Here is a 20,240-nt window from a genome sequence, read left to right on the forward strand (position 1 = left end):
TTGACGGTGGCCTCGACCCCGTCCATCCGGTTCAGCTTCTTCTCGATCCGGGCCGCGCACGAGGCGCAGGTCATGCCGCCGATGGCGAGCTCGACTTCGGCGGCGGTGCCGACTGCGGTGCCGACTCCGGTGGTGTCGGGTGTGGCGGTGTGCGCGGATGACACGGGGTCCCTCCCTGGCGTCTGGTACCTGTCTCGGATACCCGATCTGATACCCCCCTGGGGTATCTCCTCTTCCTATATATACCCCCCACCCCTATGAAACGCAAGGGGTGATCCACTCGGTGGCCGTGTGGTCTCGCGCATCTCCCGTCCCGCACGTTTACATGGGGAGCCGCACCCTTCCCGTCGTGCGACCCGTAGGCTGATTATTGGACTAGACCTGTAGCTGTTATCTGGAGGAATGGGGACCCATGAGCAACCGTGCAGTCCTGGAGGTGATCGCTCTCGACGCGAAGGACGCGGTCGCTGCCCAGGCGGGTGGTGCGGACCGTCTGGAACTGGTCGCCGACATGGCCGCGGACGGCCTGACGCCGACCCGTGAGACCTTCGCGGAGATCCGGTCCGCCGTGGACATTCCCCTGCGCGTCATGCTCAGGGTCGCGGACGGATTCGCCGCCGGCGACATCGACGTACTGGTGGAGAAGGCCCGCGAGATGCGGGCCGAGGGTGCGGAGGAATTCGTGCTCGGCTTCCTCGACGAGGAGGGCCACCCCGACCTGGTGGCCGTGGAACGGCTCGTCGCCGAACTGAACGGCTGCCGGTGGACGTTCCACCGGGCGATCGACCGCGCCGCCGACCGCGACGCCCTGCGCAAGGCCCTCGCAGACCTGCCCGGCCTGGACGCCTACCTCACGGCAGGCGCGGCAACGGGCGTCGACGCCGGTATCCCGACCCTCCTGGCCGAAGCGTCCCGCGCGGGCACACCCGGCTACGAACCGCAGATCCTGGTCGGCGGCGGCCTCCGCCTGGACCACCTCCCCCAACTCCTCGCCGGCGGCATCGAAGCCGTCCACATCGGCGGCGCGGCCCGCCCCGGCGGCTGGTCGTCACCGGTGGACGCGGCGGCGGTACGGGAGTGGCGAGCGGCCCTGGACGGGTGAGGGCCGGGCAGGAGGAGCCCGTGACGGACGCCCATGGCTACGGAAGCCACCCGGAGTACCTTCCGCCCTTCATGACCGATCGCCGGGGCGAGGCGGCGCAGCACGTCCTGCTGCTCGACCACGCGGACAACCGGCGGCTCGCGGCCGGGAGCCTGAACAGGTTCCCGGCGCGGAGCAGTTGTGAGATCGACTGGAGCGGCGTTCCCGGCGTGGAGCGGCACTGGTGCCCCGGCGCCGACGCCTGGGCCGCGCTGGCCGCGCAACTGTGCGCCCCCTGGGTGGCACAGGACGTTCTCGTCGTCGTGTTCTGGGGGAATCTTGCTGTACCGACTGTGGTCGTCCCCGCCTGGCTGCTGGTGCGTTATGCGCGGGAGATCGAGGACGCCCAGCCCCACTTCTGGCTCCACCCGCTCGGTGGCGACGTGCTGATCGAGTATCTGCCGGAGGGGACGGTGACGGTCGCGGCCCTCCCCGCGCTTTCCCCGGACGGGCCGTGAGACGGGCCGAAGCCCCTGGTGAAGACGGTTCTCCGCCGAGAACCGCCCACCAGGGGCTTCGTCGCTCAGTGCCCGGTCAGGGCGTTCAGGCGACGCACTCCGAACCGGCGGAGGCGCTGAAGATGTAGCCGCCCTTCCAGTTGATCAGATTCGATGTCCCTGCCTCGTTCTTCATCAGCGCGGACAGGCCGACGCACCGGCCTCCGGAGGCTGCGGTGCTGCTGTAGACCGGGCCCGCGTACTGGGAGAAGGAGCCCTTGTCGACATCGGCGCCCGCCGTGTTGTTGCCCGCCCAGATCCGCAGGTCCATGTAGTTGGCGCTGCCGGGCGTGTTGTTGTCCAGGATGGCGCAGGCACTCGTCGCGCCGGCGTTGCTGTAGAAGAACAGAGTCCCGTGGCGCGTCGTCGAGTTGGGCAGCGGCTTGGCGTCATCGAGCTCGTACGTGGAGCCGCAGATGTTGGCCGCGGCCGCCACGGCCTCGCTCTGGCTCCTGGCGATGGCGCGCGTCTCGGCGTCGGCGTTCGGGGACAGCTTCACGGCGGACACCTGCGGTGCGGTCGGCTCATCGCCTGCGAAGGCATGCGGTGCGGCCACGAGTGATGTGGCACAGGCTGTGGCGGCAGCGGCAAAGATGCCTGCCTTGCGAAGAGTGCGCATGAGTGAATCGCCTTCCCTGTTGTCCAGTGACATTTCGTCCAGTGACATTGCGGATCAGGGCAGCCCCCCGGCCGCGAACCACATAGATGATTAACGGGAGTTGGGAATCCAACAAGCCGGCGATGGAGAAGTTGTCGGTATATGGCGCCATCGGCGAGCGAGGATTTTGCCTCACCGTGATCTTGCGAACAGGCGTGGTGCGCACCGCCCATGACGAGTGGGGGGTGCCGGATTCCGCTCCGGCACCCCCTCGGGCACGGCTACGCCAACGCCTCCGGCAGCGGCGCCGTGTGAAGCACGATCAGGCCCGAGACCGCTCGGGTCAGTGCCACGTACAGGCGCCGCAGACCTGTGCGTTCGTCCGGTTCGCCGTCGACCACGGCCGCCGGGTCGTCCAGGACCACGTAGTCGTACTCCAGGCCCTTCGCCAGCGAGGCCGGGACCAGGGTCAGGCGGGATGCGGCGGTCGTCTCCTCGCCGGGGGAGAGGTACGCGTGGCCCGCCGCCTCCAGGGCCGCGGCGAGGGCCGGGATGCGGGCGTCGGCGGCGATCAGGCCGATCGAGCCCTCGTGGGTCAGCGACTCCTCGCAGGCCGCGAGCACCGCCGCGTCCAGCCCGGCCGGGTCCGCCACCTCCCGTACGGCCATCGAGCCAGGCGACTCACGCACCGACTCCACCGGGGCCAGGCCCGGTGAGATCGAGGGCAGCAGCCGTGAGGCGTACGCGATCACCTCGCGGGGTACACGGAAGCCCGCCGTCAGCTCCTCGACCAGCGCGTCCGGCTTGCCCAGGTGGAAGAGCGCCTGCTCCCAGCTCTCCGTCGACCACGGCGTCGTCCCCTGCGCGAGGTCGCCGAGCACCGTCGCCGAACCGGTCGAGCAGCGGCGTCCCACCGCGCGGTACTGCATCGGCGACAGGTCCTGCGCCTCGTCGATGACGACATGACCGAGCGAGTGCGTACGGGCCACCAGGTCGCCCGCCTCGTCGATCAGCACAGCGTCCGCGAGCGACCACTTCGCCGACTTCACGCTGCGCGGCGGCTTCGACCAGAGAATCGTCTTCTGCTCGTCCTCGGTGAGGAGGCCGTCCGCGTGCGCGGCCAGGAACTCCGGGTCGGACAGCAGCCGCAGCACCAGTTTCGCGGGGTCGACCGCCGGCCAGGCCGCCTTCACGGCCGCCTTCACCGCGGGGGTGCGGGCCACCGCGTTCTGCACCCGGTCGTCGGGGGCCTCGCCCGCCTCCTCCATCCGGGTCAGGACGCAGTGCGCGATGCGCTGGGGGAGTGCCTCGTGGGCGGCGCCGTACCGGATGTCGCGGGCCAGCAACTCCTTGACGATCTCCTCGAGTTCGTACACGGGCACCCGCCAGCGGCGCGAACCGCGCACCACCATGACCGGCTCCGTCGGCAGCGACACGTGCGAACGGATCGCGCGCCGCAGGATCTCCGCCATCCGGGCGTCGCCCTTGACCACGGCGGCGGCCGCCTCGTCCGTGCCCCGGACCTCGACGTGCGCCGTCACCAGATCGTCGACGGTGGCCTGCTTCACCTCCATCTCACCCAGCGCGGGCAGCACCTGCTCGATGTAGTGGAGGAAGGACCGGTTCGGCCCGATCACCAGGGTCCCGGTCCGGGCCAGCCGGTCGCGGTGCGCGTACAGGAGATACGCGACACGGTGCAGGCCCACGGCGGTCTTGCCGGTGCCGGGTCCCCCCTGCACGCACACCGTTCCGCCGAGCCCGCTTCGTACGATCTCGTCCTGCTCGGGCTGGATCGTGGCCACGATGTCGCGCATCGGACCCACGCGGGGCCGCTCGATCTCCGCCTGGAGGAGCTTGCTGGTCTGCGCCGCCTCGGTCGGGTCGGTGAGGTGCTCGTCCTCGTACGCGGTCAGCTCACCGCCCGTGTAGCCGAAGCGGCGCCGCTGGCCGACGTCCTGCGGGTCCTTCCTGGAGGCCCGGTAGAACGGCTGCGAGACGGGCGCGCGCCAGTCGATGACCATCGGGTCGCCGTCGGCGTCATGGACGTGGCGCCGCCCGATGTAGAACTGCTCGCCCTCGGCGCCCTCCGCCTGCTCCGCACCGACCCGGTGCAGATAGTCGAGGCGGCCGAAGAACAGCGGGGTGTGGGAGAGATCAGCGAGTGCCTTGATGCGGTCGTCCATCTGGGCCTGGAGGACGACGGAGTTGACCCAGTTCGCGGTGACATCGCGGATATCGAGGGACTGCACGTCCTCGCGCATCGCGCGCAGCGCGGCGCGGGACGCGGCGAGATGGGCGCGTTCGCGCGCCAGGGGGTCCAGGGTATCCAGGGGGTCCTGGGGGTCGTGGGTATCCAGGAGGTTCAGAGGCTCGGTGGGGGTGTCGCATTCTGCTTCGTGCGCGGGCACGGTGTTGCCTCCGACTTTTCAACGCAGGACGGCGGACCGCGCTCTCCTGTACGACGGGAGGCGACGTGATCCGCTCAGGGACGTATGCGTAGGTGTCGGCCGGTTTCCGTCCGGCCGGCGGCGCTCCCCCGGCTGCCGACGGAGGCCGGTACCACGGTGCGGGAGGCGGGCAGACCGGCGATTGTATCCAGGGCGGCCCGCCCGGTCGAACGAATTGAACGCGCAGGGGACGCACTCCACCCCAGGGGGAACGCACTCCACCCCGTAGGGGACGCCGTGCGACCCGAGGGGGACGCCCGCCCCCGTACGTTTCCGCCCGCAGACCGACGCCTTGCCGGGCCGGACGGCGCACCATGGAATACATGAGCACCGTATATCTGAACCCACGCAGAACCGGCCCCGCGCACGGCGCGACCGCGGTCACCGGTCAGCACTCCAGTCACCGCGTCGCCGACGCACTCCGCGCCGTCACCGTCTTCACCCGCACCGCGTTCCGCGTGGCCGTCCTCGGCGAGTACGTGGAAGAGGCGGGCGTCCGCCGCCACCGCTGAGTACGAAGAACGCGTCCGGTGTGAGTACCGGACCGGAGGCGCCGCACCCCCGCCCCACGATGAAGTGGCGGTGGACAACAGCCGCAGCCGCCGCCCCCACGCCTACGCCACCCCGGCCCTCACTGTCACCGTCGCCCTGCTGCCCTACGCCACGATCCTGGGCGCGCTGCTGCTGCTCATGGTGACCGGCGGCAACTGACCCCTGTGGCGCGGGCTCCTCAACTGCCCGCGAGCAGCTCGTCCGCGTCCACGATCCGGTACGCGTACCCCTGCTCGGCCAGGAACCGCTGGCGGTGCGCCGCGAAGTCCTGGTCGATCGTGTCGCGCGCCACCACCGAGTAGAACCGGGCCTCGTGCCCGTCGGCCTTCGGCCGCAGCACACGGCCGAGCCGCTGTGCCTCCTCCTGGCGCGAGCCGAACGTTCCCGACACCTGGATGGCGACGGTGGCCTCCGGCAGGTCGATCGAGAAGTTGGCGACCTTCGACACGACCAGGACACTGATCTCGCCCTGCCGGAACGCATCGAAGAGGATCTCGCGCTGGGCGTTGCTCGTCTCGCCCTTGATCACCGGGGCGTTCAGATGCTCACCGAGCTCGTCGAGCTGGTCGATGTACTGCCCGATCACCAGCGTCTGCTCGCCCTTGTGCTTGGCGACCAGTGCCTCCGTGACCTTCCGCTTCGTCGCCGTCGTGGCGCAGAACCGGTACTTCTCCTCGGCCTCCGCCGTCGCGTACGCCAGCCGCTCCGCGTCCGTCAGATTGACCCGGACCTCGACACAGTCGGCGGGCGCGATGTAGCCCTGCGCCTCGATCTCCTTCCACGGCGCGTCGAACCTCTTCGGCCCGATGAGCGAGAAGACGTCCGACTCGCGCCCGTCCTCCCGGACGAGGGTCGCCGTGAGGCCGAGCCGCCGCCGCGCCTGGAGGTCGGCGGTGAACTTGAAGACGGGGGCGGGCAGCAGATGCACCTCGTCGTAGATCACCAGACCCCAGTCACGGGAGTCGAACAGCTCCAGGTGCGGGTAGATCCCCTTACGGCGGGTCGTCAGCACCTGGTACGTGGCGATGGTGACCGGCCGGATCTCCTTGCGCGTACCGCTGTACTCGCCGATCTCCTCCTCGGTCAGCGAGGTGCGCTTCACCAGCTCGTGCTTCCACTGGCGGGCCGAGACGGTATTGGTGACCAGGATCAGCGTGGTCGCCTTCGCCTCGGCCATCGCACCGGCCCCGACCAGCGTCTTTCCCGCACCACAGGGCAGGACGACGACTCCGGAACCGCCGTGCCAGAAGCCCTCGACGGCCTGCTTCTGGTACGGGCGCAGCGACCAGCCGTCCTCGGCCAGCTCGATGGGGTGGGCCTCCCCGTCGACGTAACCCGCGAGGTCCTCGGCGGGCCAGCCGAGCCTCAGCAGCGTCTGCTTGATCTGCCCGCGCTCGGAGGGGTGCACGGCGACGGTGTCCGGGTCGATGCGCTCGCCGACCAGGGGCGCGACCTTCTTCGACCGGAGGATCTCCTCCAGCACCGGGCGGTCGGTGGTGGTCAGGACGAGGCCGTGCACCGGGTGCTTGGAGAGGGTGAGGCGGCCGTACCGCGCCATCGTCTCGGCGATGTCGACCAGGAGCGCGTGCGGCACGGGGTAGCGGGAGTACTCCACCAGCGCGTCGACGACCTGCTCGGCGTCGTGCCCGGCGGCGCGGGCGTTCCACAGGCCGAGGGGGGTCACCCGGTAGGTGTGGATGTGCTCGGGCGCACGCTCCAGCTCCGCGAAGGGGGCGATCACACGGCGGCAGGCGTCTGCCAGCTCGTGGTCGACTTCGAGGAGCAGCGTCTTGTCGCTCTGGACGATGAGAGGTCCGGTCACGCGCTTCGGCCCTTTCTGTTCTGCTGCTGGGACGTCTGCCCTGCTGCTGGGATCGGCCGTGGATGCAGCTGGGTGCAGCTGGGAACGGCCAAACGTCCAGTGTGCCGCATGCGGGGCCATTGGTGCGTGGCTCGAAGGTGTGGGGTGCGGACGCCTCCGTCACACCAGGCTCTCGCTCAGGCCCGGGAGACGTCCGGTTCCTCCGACACCACGACCAGCCGGTCGCTCAGCCCCGCAGGGGCTGTCCCGGTCGTCACCGCGCGGTGGGCGCGGATCGCCGGGTCGGTGAGGGTGAGGGTCAGCACCGGACAGTCGGCGGAGTCGTTGGTCTGCTCGGGTGTGCAGCGGGCGACATCGGTCACGGTGTAGCCGGGGCACACGGCGCCGGCCGGCAGGTCCACGTCCAGGCGCAGGGTCTTGCCGGGCTCGACGCGGAAGCTGCCGGACTTCGGTGGCCGGACCGGTTTCCCCTCGAAGCTCGCGTCCACGACGGTGGCCGAGAGACCCCGTACCGAAGCGCGGCGGCCCTCGCCGTGGGGGCCGAAGATGTCGAGGGTGATGTTGCCGACGTCGAGGGGTGCGGCCAGCAGCAGCGGCAGACGGTCGGTGTGGAGGGCCAGGTGGACGGTGAAGCGCGGCCTGCCCGGCCTGTTCGGACCCGGGTCGTGCGAGCCCCAGCCGCCGAAGACCAGCTGCGGGTCGCGGCCCCGTTCGCCGTCGCCGCGCGCTGCGGGCCGGGGCCAGTCGTCCACTCCGCACTCGGAGAGCAGCGCCGTGGGGCTGCCCCTGCCGGGGAGCGGGGTGTCCGTCAGCGGCTCCGGGGGGAGTTCGAGCCGGGGGTGCGTGCGCTGCTCGGACGCCGCCGGGCGGTACGCCTGCCACGCAGTCAGTACGAGGAGCGCGAGGACGGGTACGGCAAGGAGCAGCCAGGAACGCGGGGAGGGACGGAACATGTTTCTTTCTGCGGCCGGGAGGCCGAGAACGTCACCTGGGGCGGGCGCGGACCCGCCTCACGACCCCGCGTCGTCCGCCAGTTCCGCGACTCCCGTGATGCGGTGCAGCGGGTACGTACGGATCTCGTCGGCGGTGTGGTCGAAGGCCGTGACGAAGCCGCCCTCGACCCGGACCGGGGCGATCACACGCTGGCTGGCCGCACCTTCCGCGTTGACGTAGCCGATCCAGACCGCGGAGCCCGTCATGGCGGCGGCCTGGACCGTCGCCAGGGTCTCGGCGGAGGTCGTACGGGGAAGGGAGCCGGCCGACGGGGCCTCGATGCCGTCCCTGCGGACGACCGTGGCCGCCGTGTCCCCGGCGCGGATCGCCCGGACCGCGGCGCCCAGCAGGGTGTCGTCCGGCACGGGCGGGCCCTCGGGGACGGGGGCGGGGGCCGAGCGGGGCGGGGTGCGGCGGGCGCCCGCCCGGGTGATCAGGACGTCGCCCTCCGCGGACTCGGCGGCCGGTGCGAATCCCATCTCGCGCAGCCCCTCCAGGAGGGACGCCGGATCGGTCTGCGCGGCCAGGACGGTCGGCGCGAGCCGGCGCAGCCGCAGGGTCGCCGAGCGCTTGTCGGCGAGGATCTCGTTGAGCACGGCCTCGTCGTCGCAGCGTACGTACGCGGACGCGGCGCCGATCCGCAGATGACCGTGGCGGCGGGCCACGTCGTCGATGAGGTAACTGAGCGGCTGCGGTACCGGCGTACGACTGTGGGCGGCGAGGAAGGCATGCAGATCGGTGGCGGCCTGCCCGGCGTCCAGGGCGCGGCGTACGGAGCCGGGGGTGAAGCGGTAGACGGTCGCGCCGCCCTTCGACTCGATGTCCCCGAGCACCGACAGCATCTCGGCGAGCGGGCGCTTCAGCGGGCCCGGGGCGACGGCCGTCAGGTCGGCCTGGAGCAGCACGTGGTCGAGCGGTTCGGGGACGAGCGGGGCGAGGCGTGCGGCGGCCTCGTCCGGGCCGTCCGCCAGCAGGGCGCGGGCCTGCGAGGAGAGCACGCCCCGGCCGGTGATGCCGAGGAGCTCCGCCTCGTTGACCGTCCACAGCGCGAGCCGGGAGCGCAGGTCGGAGGTGTCGCCGGGGGCGGTGGCCGCGGAGGCCGGAGCAGCGCCGTATCCCGTACCGGCGGCCCTGGACGGGGTGCCCGACGAGGAGCCGGCCGGGGTCGTCGCCCCGCCTCGCGCTCCGGCCCGCAACGGGCGTTCCCAGCGCAGCCGGGCGAGCAGACTCGCCGGGTCGGGCGCGGTGCCCGGCGGCAGCGCGGCGAGCAGGGCCAGCACCCGGTGACGTACTTCGGGCGCGGCGGAGCGGTCCAGTTCGGGGCCGAGTGCGGAGAGCGCCCGCCCCTTGGCGTCCTGCCCGCCGACCAGGCCCGGGGTGCGGGTGGCGGCGAGCCAGGCGGTGGCGAGGCGTACCCAGCGGTCCTGGGCGGGGAGTTCGAGCCAGTCGTCGTACGCGGGCGTCGCCGCGTACCGCTCGTCCGACTCCCCGTCGGCGGCCAGCAGCCCGGCCGCGTAGGCGAGTTCGACCCAGAAGGCGGCGATCTGCTCGGAGACGTCCATCGCGCTCGCGGCCCGCTTGAGCTCGCGCACGCTCAGGCCGCCCGCCCGGAGGATGGCGGGGCCGCTGCCGTTCCAGAGCTTCGCCAGCTCCTCGATCGTGGACAGCGCCATGAACGCCTGCCCGGCGGCGGCCTTGTCCACAGCCTGGGGATCGCGCTCGGCGGCGGCCTCGACGGGCGGCGCCACCGGTTCCGGTACGCGGTGGGCGCGACCGGCCCGCAGATGCAGCGCCGCCTCGCGCGGCAGCACGACGGTGCGGGTCGACACGGGCAGGAGCAGCCCGCGGTCGCGGAGCCACTTCACGGGAGGAGTGGGGTTCGGCGTGACTTCCCCGTACGGCGGGCCCCACACCAGCCGGTCCAGTACGGACAGGGCCTCGACAGGCGCGGTGTCCAGCAGGGCCGCCATCCTCGTCCGGTCGGTGAACAGCCCGGCGAGCGCGGTCACCGCGGAGACCGGGTCGTGCGTGGCGAGCAGTCCGGCGGCGGTCAGGATCTCCTGGAGCCGGCCGGGGGACATCCCCGCCGTGGCCTCCGCGACGGTCGGGCCGAGGCCGGTGGGGGAGGGGTGCTGGGGGGACGGGGCGAGCAGTTCGCGCGCGGTACGCACGAGGTGCAGCCGCTCGTCCTCGCCCCAGACGAGGGCCTGTTCGCGCAGATTCCTGAGCGCGGCGGGCAGCGCGGCGGCGATCGCCGCACCCGCCTCGTCACGCTGGTCGCCGTCGTCCTGGCCGTCACCCGTCAGGAGCGAGAGCAGCGTGTCGTACGGAGCCGGGTCCGGTGCGACGGCCAGCGCCTCCGCGGTCTGCAGCGCGAAGCGGTCCAGATGCTCCAGCGCACGGACGACGGAGGCCCGGGTGCCTGCCCGGGTCGCGAGTTGGGTGATGTCGTTCGGCACGGGGTTGAGCAGGTCGGGGCGGGCACGCAGAAGCCGTGCCAGCGATTCGTCGCCCCTGGCGCGCAGGGCTTCGGCGAGCGTGCGCGGTGGTGTGGTCGTCCCCATCCGTCCCACGGTAGCCGCTGAAACGCTACGGTCGGGGCAGGGCGGGTAGAGGGGAACGACCGAGTGGGGATCGAGAGCGACCAGCTCGTCTACGACTATCTGAGCCGGGTCGGGGATCTGGCCCAGCAGCAACAGCTGTCCTCGGGCGTCCGGATGAGGCTCGTATCGACGCTGCGGGGCGAGATCGAGCGGCAGCGCGGGACGTCCGGTGCGGACTCTCCGGCGGTGGTGCGGCGCATCATCGGCAGGCTCGGTACGCCGGACGAACTGGTCGCCGCGGCAGCCGAGTCGGCCGACGGAACGGTGTCGCTCCCCTCGCCGCGTACGGCGGCGGAGCCGGAGGCGGGAAGCCCACGCGCCGTGCCCCGGCCGCGGCGCGGGATGCTCCGCAAAGACACTTCCCGCAAGGGCGCGTCGGCACAGGCCCCGGCCGATGACGACACGGGCCCGGTGCCGGGCTGGCCGTCCGCACAGGCACCCCACATGGCGGGCCTGGACCAGGCACCGTCCGGGCCTGGCGCCGGTGGTGCGGAGTGGTGGCGCGTCGAACCGGGGCCGCTCAGCGAGGGGGTGAGCGTGCCGGGCTTCTTCGGCGGTGTGGAGATCCCCGAGATGCTGAAGCCGCCCCCTCCTCCGGTACGGCCCGATGAGGCCGAAGAGGAAGAGGAGACCGAGGAGCCGGAGCCCCGCCCCCGCAAAAGGCTGCGCCTGCGCCGCCGCAAGAAGGCCGCCGAAGAAGCCCCGGAGGAAGCCGCGGAACCCACCCCCCGGGCCCGCCTCTCCCACCCCCTCCTGCTCCTGGCCGCCGCCCTGCTGATCGCGGGCGCGGTCATGGGTTCCTGGCTGGCCCTGGCAGGCGGCTGGCTGCTCGCCTACAGCTCCCGCAAGCTGTCGAGGGCCGAGGCGAAATGGGTGGCCATGGGCCTGCCCGGAATCGTGGCAGCGGGAGCCCTGGTCTGGCTCTGGGGCCGCCAGGACGGCCAGTGGGGCGCCCCCCTCCCGGAAAGCGGAATGGGCGAAGCCCTCACGTCCACCTGGCCGGTGGTGATCCGCACGGCAGCGGTGGTCTCGGCGCTGTACCTGATCTGGCGCTCCCGCAGAATCCCGGCCTGAACCACCGGCCCCGGCCGCCCCTCAGGTCACCCCGCCGACGGAGTCCAGGGCGCGCCCGGGACCACCAGCGGGGAGCCCGTCACCGGGTCCGGGACGATGACTGCGGCCAGGCCGAAGACCTCGCGGACGAGTTCGGCGGTGACGACGTCCGAGGGGTGGCCCTCGGCGACGATGCGGCCCTCCTTCATCGCGACCAGGTGGTCGGCGTAGCGGGCGGCCTGGTTGAGGTCGTGGAGGACCGTGACGACCGTACGGCCGCGGGTGCCGTCCGCCGCCGGGGCGGCGAGCTGGCGGACCAGGTCCAGGACCTCCACCTGGTGGGAGATGTCCAGGTACGTCGTCGGCTCGTCGAGCAGCAGCAGGTCCGTGTCCTGCGCCAGCGCCATCGCGATCCACACGCGCTGGCGCTGGCCGCCGGAGAGTTCGTCCACCGAGCGGTCGGCGAGCGCGGAGACGTCCGTACGGGCCATGGCCTCCGTGACCGCCCGCTCGTCCTCGTCCGACCACTGCTGCCACCAGTGCTGGTGCGGCTGGCGGCCGCGCGCGACCAGGTCCGAGACGGTGATCGCCTCCGGGGCCACCGGGGTCTGCGGGAGCAGTCCGATCGACTGGGCGATCTTCTTCGTGGGGATCTTCGAGAGCTCGGTGCCGTCGAGGAGCACCGCCCCGCCGCGCGGCTTCAGGAGCCGGCCGAGCGCCCGCAGGGTCGTCGACTTGCCGCAGGCGTTCGGGCCGACGATCACCGTGACCTGCCCGTCGGGGACCGCCAGGTCGAGCTCGTGGACGACGGTGCGGTCCTCGTAGGCGAGGGTCAGTTCACGCACCGTGAGCCGGCTGGTCGCGACGGCGGAGCGGGTACCGGGGCCGGTTGTGCTCATGCGTTTCCTCCACGGCGGCCACTGTGGCCACGGACGATCAGCCAGATCAGATACGGGGCGCCGACCGCCGCCGTCAGGACGCCCACCGGCATTTCGGTGGGCGAGAAGAGCCTCCGCGCAAGGAGATCGGCGAACACGACGATCACCGCGCCGAGCAGCGCCGAGCAGAGCAGCGGAATCTGCGCCGTACGCGTCATCCGGCGGGCGATCTGTGGAGCGAGCAGCGCCACGAAGTCCACCGGGCCCGCCGTCCCCGTCGCCACCGACGCCAGGATCACGCCGATCGCGACGAGCCCCAGCCGTACGCGGCCGAGCCGTACGCCGAGCGCCGTCGCGGTGTCGTCGTCCATCGAGACGGTGCGCTGCGCACGCGCGGCCCACAGCACGGCGGGCAGCAGGACGAGCAGCGTCCAGCCGATCGGCGCGGCCTCGTTCCAGCCGCGCCCGTTCAGTGAGCCCGTCATCCAGATCTGCGCCTGCTGGGCGACCAGATAGTCGCCCTTCGTCAGGAACAGGGTGGTGACCGACCGCAGCGCGATCGCGAAGCCGATCCCGATGAGGACGAAGCGGGTGGCGTGCAGCCCGCCGCGCCACGCGAAGGCGTACACGAGGGCCGCGGCGGCGACACCGCCGATGACGGACAGATAGGGCAGGACGGCGTACGAGGTGATGCCGAACGTCATCGAGCCGACCGTCAGCGCGCTCGCGCCCTGGCTGATGCCGATGATGTCGGGGCTGGCCAGCGGATTGCGGGCCACGGTCTGGATCAGCGCCCCGGCGATCCCGAAGGCCAGACCGACGAGCAGTCCGACTACCAGGCGGGGCAGCCGCAGCGTGCCCACCACGAGCTCGTCGGCCGAGGGCTGTCCGAAGATCACCTTCAGCACCTCGCCGGGAGCCACGAAGCTCTCGCCGACGCAGAGATACGCGACGGAGACCGCCGCCAGGAAGAGCGCGAGGGCCGCCGCGACGACGCCGGAGCGCCGGTGCAGCAGGAACCGGCCGCGGGCCCCGATCCGTACGAGGCCGTAGCCGGCGGGCCGTACGGGCTTGCGTACCTGGAGCTTGTGGACCGAGGTCGTGGCGCTCATGCGGGTACCGCCTTCCGGCGCACCAGGGCGACCAGGAACGGCACCCCGATCAGTGCGGTCATCACACCTGCGGGGACCTCGCTCGGCGGGAAGACGATCCGGCCGATCACATCCGGGACGAGCAGCATCACGGGCCCGATCAGCGCCGCCATCGGCAGCACCCACCGGTGGTCGCTGCCGACGATCGCGCGGGCGATGTGCGGGACGGCGAGACCGATGAAGGCGATGGGCCCGGCCGCCGCGACCGCGGCACCGGTCAGCACGGTGGCGCCGATGCCGCCGACGATCCGTACCGTCGCGACCTTCTGCCCGAGCCCCTTCGCCACGTCCTCGCCGAGGGCCAGCGCGTCGAGACCCCGCGACACCGACAGCACGAGCACCGCGCCGACGAGGAGGAACGGCCAGATCTGCTGCGTCACCTCGGCCTCGCGTCCGGCGATCGACCCGACCTGCCAGAAGCGGAACTCGTCCATCGCCGACGCGTTGGTCGTCAGTACGGCACTGGTCACCGACACCAGGAGCGCGTTGATCGCGGCGCCGCCCAGCGCCAGCTTCACCGGCGTCGCACCACCGCGCCCGCTCGACGCGATGGCGTACACGGCGACGGACGCCGCGGCGGCCCCGGCGAACGCGAACCACACGTACCCGGTGAGGGTGTGGATTCCGGCGTACGCGATGGCCAGCACCACGCCCACCGACGCGCCCTGGCTGATGCCGAGGATGCCGGGGTCCGCGATCGGGTTACGGGTGATGCCCTGGAGCACCGTGCCCGCGAGGGCCAGGGCCGCGCCGACCATCAGCCCGATGAGGGTGCGCGGCACCCGCATGTTCCGGATGACTTCGGCGGCGTCGGAGTGCCCGCCGTGCACGAGGGCTTCGTACACCTCGGAGGGCGGGATGAACCGTGCGCCCACGGCCAGACTGAGCAGGATCGCCAGCAACAGCGCCACGACGGCCGCCGCCGTCGCGGTTGCGCGTCTGGAGAGGCAGGGGGCGGCGGCTGACATCTGACCCAATCGAAGCGGAGTGCATGGCGTCACGAGGTAAGTAAGAGGGTCCGACGCCGCCCCCCAATCGCCGGACCCTCTTAGGCAGGCCTAAGTTTAAGCACCGCCCGTGTGGGCCGAACGGGTGAGGGGGTCGCCGGTCGAGTCGGCACAATGGCCCCCATGGCCTCGCATCCCCAGACCTTGCCGAAGACCCCGCCGAAGACCCCGCCGACGGTCGGCTTCGACCTCGATATGACGCTCATCGACTCCCGGCCCGGCATCAGGGCCACGTACCTGGCGCTGTCCGCCGAGACGGGCGTCCCCATCGACTGCGACCTCGTCGTCAGCCGGCTCGGGCCCCCGGTCGAGGAGGAACTGGCCAACTGGTTCCCGGCGGCCGAGGTGGCCGCGGCGGCGGACCGCTACCGCGAGATCTATCCCACGCACGCGATCACCCCGACCGGGGCCCTGACCGGCGCCCGGGAGGCCGTCGCCGCGGTACGGGCGCTGGGCGGCCGGGCGATCGTCGTCACCGCCAAGCACGAGCCGAGCGCGAAGCTCCACCTCGCCCACCTCGGCATCGAGCCGGACGCGGTCATCGGCCGGCTCTGGGCGGAGGCCAAGGCGGACGCGCTGCTCGCGCACGGCGCGGGGATCTACGTCGGCGACCACACCGGAGACGTACGGGGCGCACGGGCGGCGAACTGCCTGTCCGTCGCCGTCACGACGGGCCCGTGCGACGCGGACGAGCTCCGGGAGGCGGGCGCGGACGTCGTCCTGCCCGACCTCACCGGCTTCCCGGCCTGGCTGTCCTCCTGGGTGTCCTCAGGTGCCGGACGGGTCTGACCTGCTCACCCACACGCTCCGTACGACCCCCGCCCCGGCGATCAGGAAGCCCACGCCCATCAGCATGGAGACCGCGTAGGCGATCGTCGGGAACGGGTCGGTGCCCAGGAACAGTGGGGCCACAGTGACCGCAGTGGCCAGTGCGCCGATGAAGAAAACGATCGCGCCGACCTGTACCAGCCGGTCACCGGCGCCAGAAGGAGTAGTACTCACCCGGCCAGGGTAGTTCCCAGCCCGGAGGAACCATCGGGCGACGTCTTGTCGCCGGGCCCTAGGCCATTAGCCTTGGGCATGGCGGGTCATGGGGACCCGCTGTACTGCTATCCGGAGCCGTTTTTCGGCTCTCCCGCGCACCGACGAGTACGAGGACGAGGACAGACGTGCCCACGGGTAAGGTCAAATGGTTCAATTCGGAAAAAGGCTTCGGCTTTCTTTCGCGCGACGACGGCGACGACGTCTTCGTCCACTCGTCGGTACTCCCTGCCGGCGTCGATGCACTCAAGCCCGGCCAACGGGTCGAGTTCGGCGTTGTTGCAGGTCAGCGCGGTGACCAGGCCCTCTCCGTAGTGATCCTCGACCCCACCCCGTCCGTGGCGGCCGCGCAGCGCCGCAAACCGGACGAGCTGGCGTCGATCGTGCAGGATCTGACGACGCTGCTGGAGAACATCACGCCGATGCTGGAGCGGGGCCGCTACCCGGACAAGGCCGCGGGCGCCCAGATCGCCGGTCTCCTCCGCGCGGTCGCCGACCAGCTCGACGTGTAGGCGAGCGGCCGGCCAAGCCCTCAGAGAGACGTCAGCGCGTCCCGGCCGAGCGGCGGCACCAAGCCCTCGGCCGCGGCGCGCGTCAGCAGCCCGCGGATCGCCGCATAGCCGTCCTCGCCGAGGTCCGCCGTGAACTCGTTGACGTACAGCCCGATGTGCTGGTCGGCCACGGCCGGGTCCATCTCCTGGGCGTGCTCCAGCACATAGGGCCGGGACTGCTCCGGGTCGTCCCAGGCCATCCGTACCGACGTACGGACCGAATCGGCCAACTTTTCGAGCATTTCCGGGCCCAGTGACCGCTTGGCGATGATCGCGCCGAGCGGGATCGGCAGTCCCGTCGTCGCCTCCCAGTGCTCGCCCATGTCGGCGAGGCTGTGGAGGCCGTAATTCCGGTACGTGAAACGGGCCTCGTGGATCACGAGCCCGGCGTCGACCCGGCCGTCACGCACCGCGGGCATGATCTCGTCGAACGGCATGACGACGATCTCGCCGACCCCGCCCGGCACGACCTCCGCCGCCCAGAGCCGGAACAGCAGATACGCCGTGGAGCGCTCGCTCGGCACGGCGACCGTCCGGCCCGTCAGATCGGTGCCCGGCTCCTTAGTCAGGACCAGCGGCCCGCAGCCCCGCCCGAGCGCACCGCCGCACGGCAGCAGCGCGTACTCGTCCAGGACCCACGGCAGAACGGCGTACGAGACCTTCAGTACGTCGAACTCGCCGCGCTCGGCCATGCCGTTGGTGATGTCGATATCGGCGAACGTGACGTCGAGAGCGGGCGCTCCGGGGACCCTGCCGTGCGCCCAGGCGTCGAAGACGAACGTGTCGTTCGGGCAGGGCGAGAAAGCGATCTGCAGCTTCGCGTCGGCGGTCGCGGGGTCAGCGGGGGCAGTCGAGTTGTCGGTCATGCACAGTCCAACCTTCCAGTACGGGGGCGATCTTCCCGAACGCCTCGGTGAGCGCGGAAAGAGCCTCGCCGATGCGCCAGGCGGCCCGGTCGCGCGGGCCGACGGCGTTCGAGACGGCCCGCAGCTCCAGCACCGGTACCCCGAACAGCTCGGCGGCCTCGGCGACACCGGCCCCCTCCATCGCCTCGGCGACGGCATCCGGGTGCGCGGCGAGCAGCGCCGCGGAGCGTTCCGCGCTGCCGGTCACGGTGGAGACGGTCAGCACCTCGCCGGACACGGCACCGGTGGCCGCAGCCACGTCACGTACCAGCGCGGCGGGCGGCAGATACCGGTCGCGGCCGAAACCGAGACCGGTGACCGGGACGAACCCGTCGGGGGTCTCCGCACCCAGGTCCGCGGCGACGATGGCGCTCGCCACGACGAGCGAGCCGACCGGGGCGGGCGCGAAGCCGCCGCCGATACCTGCGGAGACGACCAGTGCGTACGGGGCGGGGGCGGCGGCCAGCGCGAACGCGGCCGATGCCGCGGCGGCCGCCGGGCCCGCCCCGCCCGCCAGGACGTCGAAGCCACCGGCCCGGTGGATCTCCGCACCCGGCACGGAACGCACCTGCGGGCCGCCCCCGAACGCACGCGTGACCGCGTCCCTCTCCACGGGGACAGCGGTCACGACGAGCACACGCACGGGGGAGTCCTGCAAGGTCAGTCGGTCTTCTTGAGCTGGAAGTGCCAGATGCCCGTGAGCTTCTTGCCCTTGGTCTCCACGATGCTGATCTGCGTCTTGGACGTGGTCTCGCCGGTCTGGCTGGAGAAGAAGGCGCTGCCCGGGATGGACCGGTAGGTCTTCTTGTACGGCTCCTGCTCGGCCTGCTGGCCGTTGATGAAGAGCGTCCAGCCGTTGTCGGCGATCTCCGGGTCGACGCCGAAGCGGACCTTGTCGTCCATCGCGACCTTGATGGAGTGCTCTGCCTTCTTGTCGTTGAGGCAGCCCTGGATCAGCGATTCCTTGATGGGATCGCCGTCGTTGTAGCAGGCCGCCTCGACGCCCACCGACTTGTCGCCGACCGTCACGGTCGCGAGCGGCGTCGGCTTGTCGCAGGCGGAAAGGACAAGAAGGCCCGCGGACACGGCACCAAGAGCGACGCCGATTCGACGGCCCTTACCTGAGAAGAACGCAACGGTCATGGGCCGAAGGCTATCGGTCGCCCGGGCTCACGCCACGCGGGGGTGCGGCGTGCCGCGCCGCGCGGCGCTCAGCAGCCCCCGTACGGCGGTTGCTGCGCCCAGGGCCAGAATGCCCGCGGCGACCGACATGCCGAGTACTCCGTTGAGGGGGAGGGCGATACCGATAGCGCCGCCGACCACCCAGGCCATCTGGAGCAAGGTCTCGGAGCGGGCGAACGCCGACGTGCGTACCTCTTCGGGCACGTCCCGCTGGATCATGGCGTCCAGCGACAGTTTCGACAGGGCCTGGGTGAAGCCCGCGACCGCGCCGAGCGCGGCGACCATGACGGTGGAGAAGAAGACCGTGGCGAGCACGGCGACGCCGAGCGCGAGACCCAGCACGGTCGCGATGATCACCTCCGGGCCGCGGGCCCTGAGCCAGGAGCCCACCGCCGTACCGCAGGCGTTGCCGACGCCCGCCGCGACACCGACGATGCCGAGCGACACGGCGGCGCTCTGGCCGGCCAGCGGGTGCTCGCGCAGCAGGAACGCCAGGAAGAAGATGAGGAAGCCGGAGAGGGCCCGGTGGGCGGCGTTGGCCTGGAGGCCGTGCAGGACGGACGGGCCGACGGACCGCAGCCCCGGTGGCTTGTCCCGAGCCCGCTTCTCGCCGTCTACCCTGCTGCTGCCGCCGTTGCGGGCGGGCTGGGGACGGGGCGCTTCCTCGCCGTGCGGGACGATCAGGCGAGCCCTGCGCTCACCCTTCGCGGAGTCCACCTTGTGCGGCAGCGTGAAGGCCAGGAACGTCCCGGCGAGGAAGATCGTGCAGGCCCCGTAGAGCGGCCACGCGGAGCCGACGCTCTGGAGCCCCGCCCCGATGGGGGCCGCCACACCGGTCGCCAGGAGGCCGGCGAGGGTGACCCGGGAGTTGGCCTTCACCAGGGAGAAGCGGGGTGGCAGGAGCCGTGGCACGACGGCACTGCGGACGACTCCGTACGCCTTCGAGCAGACCAGGACGCCCAGCGCCGCCGGATACAGCTCCAGGCCGCCGGTGGCGACCGCTCCCGACATCGTGATCGCGAGGAGCGCCCGGGCGAGCATCGCACCGGCCATCGCGGCGCGGCGGCCGTGCGGCAGGCGGTCGAGCAGGGGACCGATCACGGGGGCGAGGAGCGTGAACGGCAGCATCGTGATGGCGAGGTAGAGCGCCACGCGGCCGCGGGCCTCGTCCGTCGGTACGGAGAAGAACACCGTGGAGGCGAGCGCGATGGTGATCATGACGTCGCCCGCGCCGTTCACCGCGTGCAGTTCGATCAGCTTGCCGAGCCCCGACTCACCGGCGCCATGGGCGTGGGTCGCCTTGCGGATGCCCTTCGCCGTGCCCGTGAACGGCCGGTGCAGGGCGCGACCCATCGACCGGCCCGCCGTGCGAAGCGGGCCGGGACCGTCGTGCGACCTGGCGGCAGACACCCCGCCATACTGCCCCAACCGTCGGTGCGGTGAACCATGATCGGCCCGGCCACGCGGCGGACGACGCCCTGACGGGTCAGTGGAGGAGGACGGCGACGCGGATCGCGAGGCAATTCCGTGGGCGAAAATCGACCCCGAATCCGGTCCGGTCGCGGACACGCCGGGGGACATGACCCCGGACACGGCACCGGATACGGCCTTGTTTGGGACACGCAGGTGGGCGGAGAGCGGCGGAGAGGGTAGCGTGCGTAACGCGCCACCGGCGGTTGTTCTTGGCCGCGCGCCTCTCGGCGATCCCGCAGAATGGGTGACAGAAGGCGCGCCCGAGGCAGGCACAACGGGTGTGGACGTCGACGCGGCCCCCAGGTCCGCTCCGCCCGCAGCTGTCATGGCCGAAATCGGCAATCGT

At 71.8% G+C, this 20,240-nt stretch carries 21 protein-coding genes; 7 read left to right on the forward strand and 14 right to left on the reverse strand.

The window, feature by feature from the left end; translation table 11 throughout:
* Nucleotides 1-164: cation transporter (locus tag ACFT7S_RS35990; RefSeq protein ID WP_382739945.1), on the reverse strand; the 164-nt coding region annotated here is incomplete at its 3' end.
* 248 nt (nucleotides 165-412) lie between these two features.
* On the opposite strand from ACFT7S_RS35990, the gene ACFT7S_RS35995 reads away from it, so the two are divergent.
* On the forward strand, nucleotides 413-1,102 hold the full coding sequence (locus tag ACFT7S_RS35995) for a copper homeostasis protein CutC (RefSeq protein ID WP_382739862.1): 690 nt from the start codon (nucleotides 413-415) through the stop codon (nucleotides 1,100-1,102).
* Between the two features lie 20 nt (nucleotides 1,103-1,122).
* A complete protein-coding gene (locus ACFT7S_RS36000; RefSeq protein ID WP_382739865.1) occupies nucleotides 1,123-1,599 on the forward strand; it encodes a hypothetical protein in 477 nt (158 codons plus the stop codon).
* An 85-nt stretch (nucleotides 1,600-1,684) separates the two neighbouring features.
* Here ACFT7S_RS36000 and ACFT7S_RS36005 read toward each other — a convergent pair whose 3' ends face one another.
* Nucleotides 1,685-2,257: a hypothetical protein gene (locus tag ACFT7S_RS36005; RefSeq protein ID WP_382739868.1), complete on the reverse strand. Its 573-nt coding sequence runs from the start codon at nucleotides 2,255-2,257 to the stop codon at nucleotides 1,685-1,687.
* Nucleotides 2,258-2,517: 260 nt separating this feature from the next.
* Entirely contained in the window at nucleotides 2,518-4,644 is a 2,127-nt protein-coding gene (locus ACFT7S_RS36010; protein WP_382739871.1) for a HelD family protein, read from the reverse strand.
* A 362-nt stretch (nucleotides 4,645-5,006) separates the two neighbouring features.
* On the opposite strand from ACFT7S_RS36010, the gene ACFT7S_RS36015 reads away from it, so the two are divergent.
* Entirely contained in the window at nucleotides 5,007-5,195 is a 189-nt protein-coding gene (locus ACFT7S_RS36015; RefSeq protein WP_382739872.1) for a hypothetical protein, read from the forward strand.
* A gap of 70 nt (nucleotides 5,196-5,265) precedes the next feature.
* On the forward strand, nucleotides 5,266-5,394 hold the full coding sequence (locus ACFT7S_RS36020) for a hypothetical protein (RefSeq protein WP_382739875.1): 129 nt from the start codon (nucleotides 5,266-5,268) through the stop codon (nucleotides 5,392-5,394).
* 19 nt (nucleotides 5,395-5,413) lie between these two features.
* Here the strand turns inward: ACFT7S_RS36020 and ACFT7S_RS36025 are convergent, their stop codons facing one another.
* The 3 genes from ACFT7S_RS36025 to ACFT7S_RS36035 all read right to left on the reverse strand — a co-directional run bounded on the left by ACFT7S_RS36025 (nucleotide 5,414) and on the right by ACFT7S_RS36035 (nucleotide 10,614).
* Nucleotides 5,414-7,057: a DNA repair helicase XPB gene (locus ACFT7S_RS36025; protein ID WP_382739878.1), complete on the reverse strand. Its 1,644-nt coding sequence runs from the start codon at nucleotides 7,055-7,057 to the stop codon at nucleotides 5,414-5,416.
* Nucleotides 7,058-7,233: 176 nt separating this feature from the next.
* Nucleotides 7,234-8,010, reverse strand: coding sequence for a hypothetical protein (locus ACFT7S_RS36030; RefSeq protein ID WP_382739881.1), 777 nt, complete (start codon nucleotides 8,008-8,010; stop codon nucleotides 7,234-7,236).
* A gap of 57 nt (nucleotides 8,011-8,067) precedes the next feature.
* Complete coding sequence (locus ACFT7S_RS36035; RefSeq protein ID WP_382739883.1) at nucleotides 8,068-10,614, reverse strand: helicase C-terminal domain-containing protein; 2,547 nt, start codon at nucleotides 10,612-10,614, stop codon at nucleotides 8,068-8,070.
* A 63-nt stretch (nucleotides 10,615-10,677) separates the two neighbouring features.
* Here ACFT7S_RS36035 and ACFT7S_RS36040 point away from each other — a divergent pair, with 63 nt between their 5' ends.
* Nucleotides 10,678-11,727, forward strand: coding sequence for a hypothetical protein (locus ACFT7S_RS36040; protein WP_382739886.1), 1,050 nt, complete (start codon nucleotides 10,678-10,680; stop codon nucleotides 11,725-11,727).
* Between the two features lie 26 nt (nucleotides 11,728-11,753).
* On the opposite strand, the gene ACFT7S_RS36045 is transcribed toward ACFT7S_RS36040, so the two are convergent.
* Genes ACFT7S_RS36045 through ACFT7S_RS36055 form a run of 3 tightly spaced genes read right to left on the reverse strand, consistent with a single transcriptional unit; the run spans nucleotide 11,754 to nucleotide 14,703 of the window.
* Nucleotides 11,754-12,605: an ABC transporter ATP-binding protein gene (locus ACFT7S_RS36045; protein WP_382739889.1), complete on the reverse strand. Its 852-nt coding sequence runs from the start codon at nucleotides 12,603-12,605 to the stop codon at nucleotides 11,754-11,756.
* Nucleotides 12,602-13,696 carry a FecCD family ABC transporter permease gene (locus tag ACFT7S_RS36050; protein ID WP_382739892.1) on the reverse strand — a complete coding sequence of 365 codons (1,095 nt, stop codon included), beginning with the start codon at nucleotides 13,694-13,696 and terminating at the stop codon, nucleotides 12,602-12,604. Before ACFT7S_RS36050 ends, ACFT7S_RS36045 begins: the two co-directional genes overlap by 4 nt.
* Nucleotides 13,693-14,703, reverse strand: a complete 1,011-nt coding sequence (locus ACFT7S_RS36055; RefSeq protein ID WP_382739895.1) for a FecCD family ABC transporter permease — start codon at nucleotides 14,701-14,703, stop codon at nucleotides 13,693-13,695. Before ACFT7S_RS36055 ends, ACFT7S_RS36050 begins: the two co-directional genes overlap by 4 nt.
* 153 nt (nucleotides 14,704-14,856) lie before the next feature.
* Between ACFT7S_RS36055 and ACFT7S_RS36060 the strand changes: the two genes are divergently transcribed.
* Nucleotides 14,857-15,531 (forward strand): HAD family hydrolase, encoded by a 675-nt coding sequence (locus ACFT7S_RS36060; RefSeq protein WP_382739898.1) that lies wholly within the window; start codon nucleotides 14,857-14,859, stop codon nucleotides 15,529-15,531.
* Here the strand turns inward: ACFT7S_RS36060 and ACFT7S_RS36065 are convergent.
* Nucleotides 15,511-15,744: a hypothetical protein gene (locus ACFT7S_RS36065; protein WP_382739901.1), complete on the reverse strand. Its 234-nt coding sequence runs from the start codon at nucleotides 15,742-15,744 to the stop codon at nucleotides 15,511-15,513. The two genes, ACFT7S_RS36060 and ACFT7S_RS36065, sit on opposite strands and share 21 nt — an antisense overlap.
* Nucleotides 15,745-15,911: 167 nt before the next feature.
* On the opposite strand from ACFT7S_RS36065, the gene ACFT7S_RS36070 reads away from it, so the two are divergent.
* Nucleotides 15,912-16,295, forward strand: a complete 384-nt coding sequence (locus ACFT7S_RS36070; protein ID WP_382739904.1) for a cold-shock protein — start codon at nucleotides 15,912-15,914, stop codon at nucleotides 16,293-16,295.
* A gap of 20 nt (nucleotides 16,296-16,315) precedes the next feature.
* On the opposite strand, the gene ACFT7S_RS36075 is transcribed toward ACFT7S_RS36070, so the two are convergent.
* The 4 genes from ACFT7S_RS36075 to ACFT7S_RS36090 are packed head-to-tail and all read right to left on the reverse strand — an operon-like array spanning nucleotide 16,316 to nucleotide 19,831.
* Nucleotides 16,316-17,200, reverse strand: coding sequence for a 1,4-dihydroxy-6-naphthoate synthase (locus ACFT7S_RS36075; protein WP_382739907.1), 885 nt, complete (start codon nucleotides 17,198-17,200; stop codon nucleotides 16,316-16,318).
* On the reverse strand, nucleotides 17,172-17,882 hold the full coding sequence (locus ACFT7S_RS36080; protein ID WP_382739910.1) for a futalosine hydrolase: 711 nt from the start codon (nucleotides 17,880-17,882) through the stop codon (nucleotides 17,172-17,174). Before ACFT7S_RS36080 ends, ACFT7S_RS36075 begins: the two co-directional genes overlap by 29 nt.
* 17 nt (nucleotides 17,883-17,899) lie before the next feature.
* Nucleotides 17,900-18,382 (reverse strand): DUF2771 domain-containing protein, encoded by a 483-nt coding sequence (locus ACFT7S_RS36085; RefSeq protein ID WP_382739912.1) that lies wholly within the window; start codon nucleotides 18,380-18,382, stop codon nucleotides 17,900-17,902.
* 27 nt (nucleotides 18,383-18,409) lie between these two features.
* A complete protein-coding gene (locus tag ACFT7S_RS36090) occupies nucleotides 18,410-19,831 on the reverse strand; it encodes an MFS transporter (protein WP_382739915.1) in 1,422 nt (473 codons plus the stop codon).
* Nucleotides 19,832-20,240 lie beyond the last annotated feature (409 nt).

Origin of the sequence: Streptomyces sp. NPDC057136 (assembly GCF_042670885.1) — a bacterium.
Taxonomy (GTDB): domain Bacteria; phylum Actinomycetota; class Actinomycetes; order Streptomycetales; family Streptomycetaceae; genus Streptomyces.

Bases quoted from the DNA above. Each gene is read 5' to 3' on its own strand.
- ACFT7S_RS35995 (WP_382739862.1), top strand. From the start codon at position 413: ATGAGCAACCGTGCAGTCCTGGAGGTGATCGCTCTCGACGCGAAGGAC.
- ACFT7S_RS36005 (WP_382739868.1), bottom strand. From the start codon at position 2,257: ATGCGCACTCTTCGCAAGGCAGGCATCTTTGCCGCTGCCGCCACAGCC.
- ACFT7S_RS36015 (WP_382739872.1), top strand. From the start codon at position 5,007: ATGAGCACCGTATATCTGAACCCACGCAGAACCGGCCCCGCGCACGGC.
- ACFT7S_RS36030 (WP_382739881.1), bottom strand. From the start codon at position 8,010: ATGTTCCGTCCCTCCCCGCGTTCCTGGCTGCTCCTTGCCGTACCCGTC.
- ACFT7S_RS36035 (WP_382739883.1), bottom strand. From the start codon at position 10,614: ATGGGGACGACCACACCACCGCGCACGCTCGCCGAAGCCCTGCGCGCC.
- ACFT7S_RS36045 (WP_382739889.1), bottom strand. From the start codon at position 12,605: ATGAGCACAACCGGCCCCGGTACCCGCTCCGCCGTCGCGACCAGCCGG.
- ACFT7S_RS36050 (WP_382739892.1), bottom strand. From the start codon at position 13,696: ATGAGCGCCACGACCTCGGTCCACAAGCTCCAGGTACGCAAGCCCGTA.
- ACFT7S_RS36055 (WP_382739895.1), bottom strand. From the start codon at position 14,703: ATGTCAGCCGCCGCCCCCTGCCTCTCCAGACGCGCAACCGCGACGGCG.
- ACFT7S_RS36060 (WP_382739898.1), top strand. From the start codon at position 14,857: ATGGCCCCCATGGCCTCGCATCCCCAGACCTTGCCGAAGACCCCGCCG.
- ACFT7S_RS36075 (WP_382739907.1), bottom strand. From the start codon at position 17,200: ATGACCGACAACTCGACTGCCCCCGCTGACCCCGCGACCGCCGACGCG.
- ACFT7S_RS36085 (WP_382739912.1), bottom strand. From the start codon at position 18,382: ATGACCGTTGCGTTCTTCTCAGGTAAGGGCCGTCGAATCGGCGTCGCT.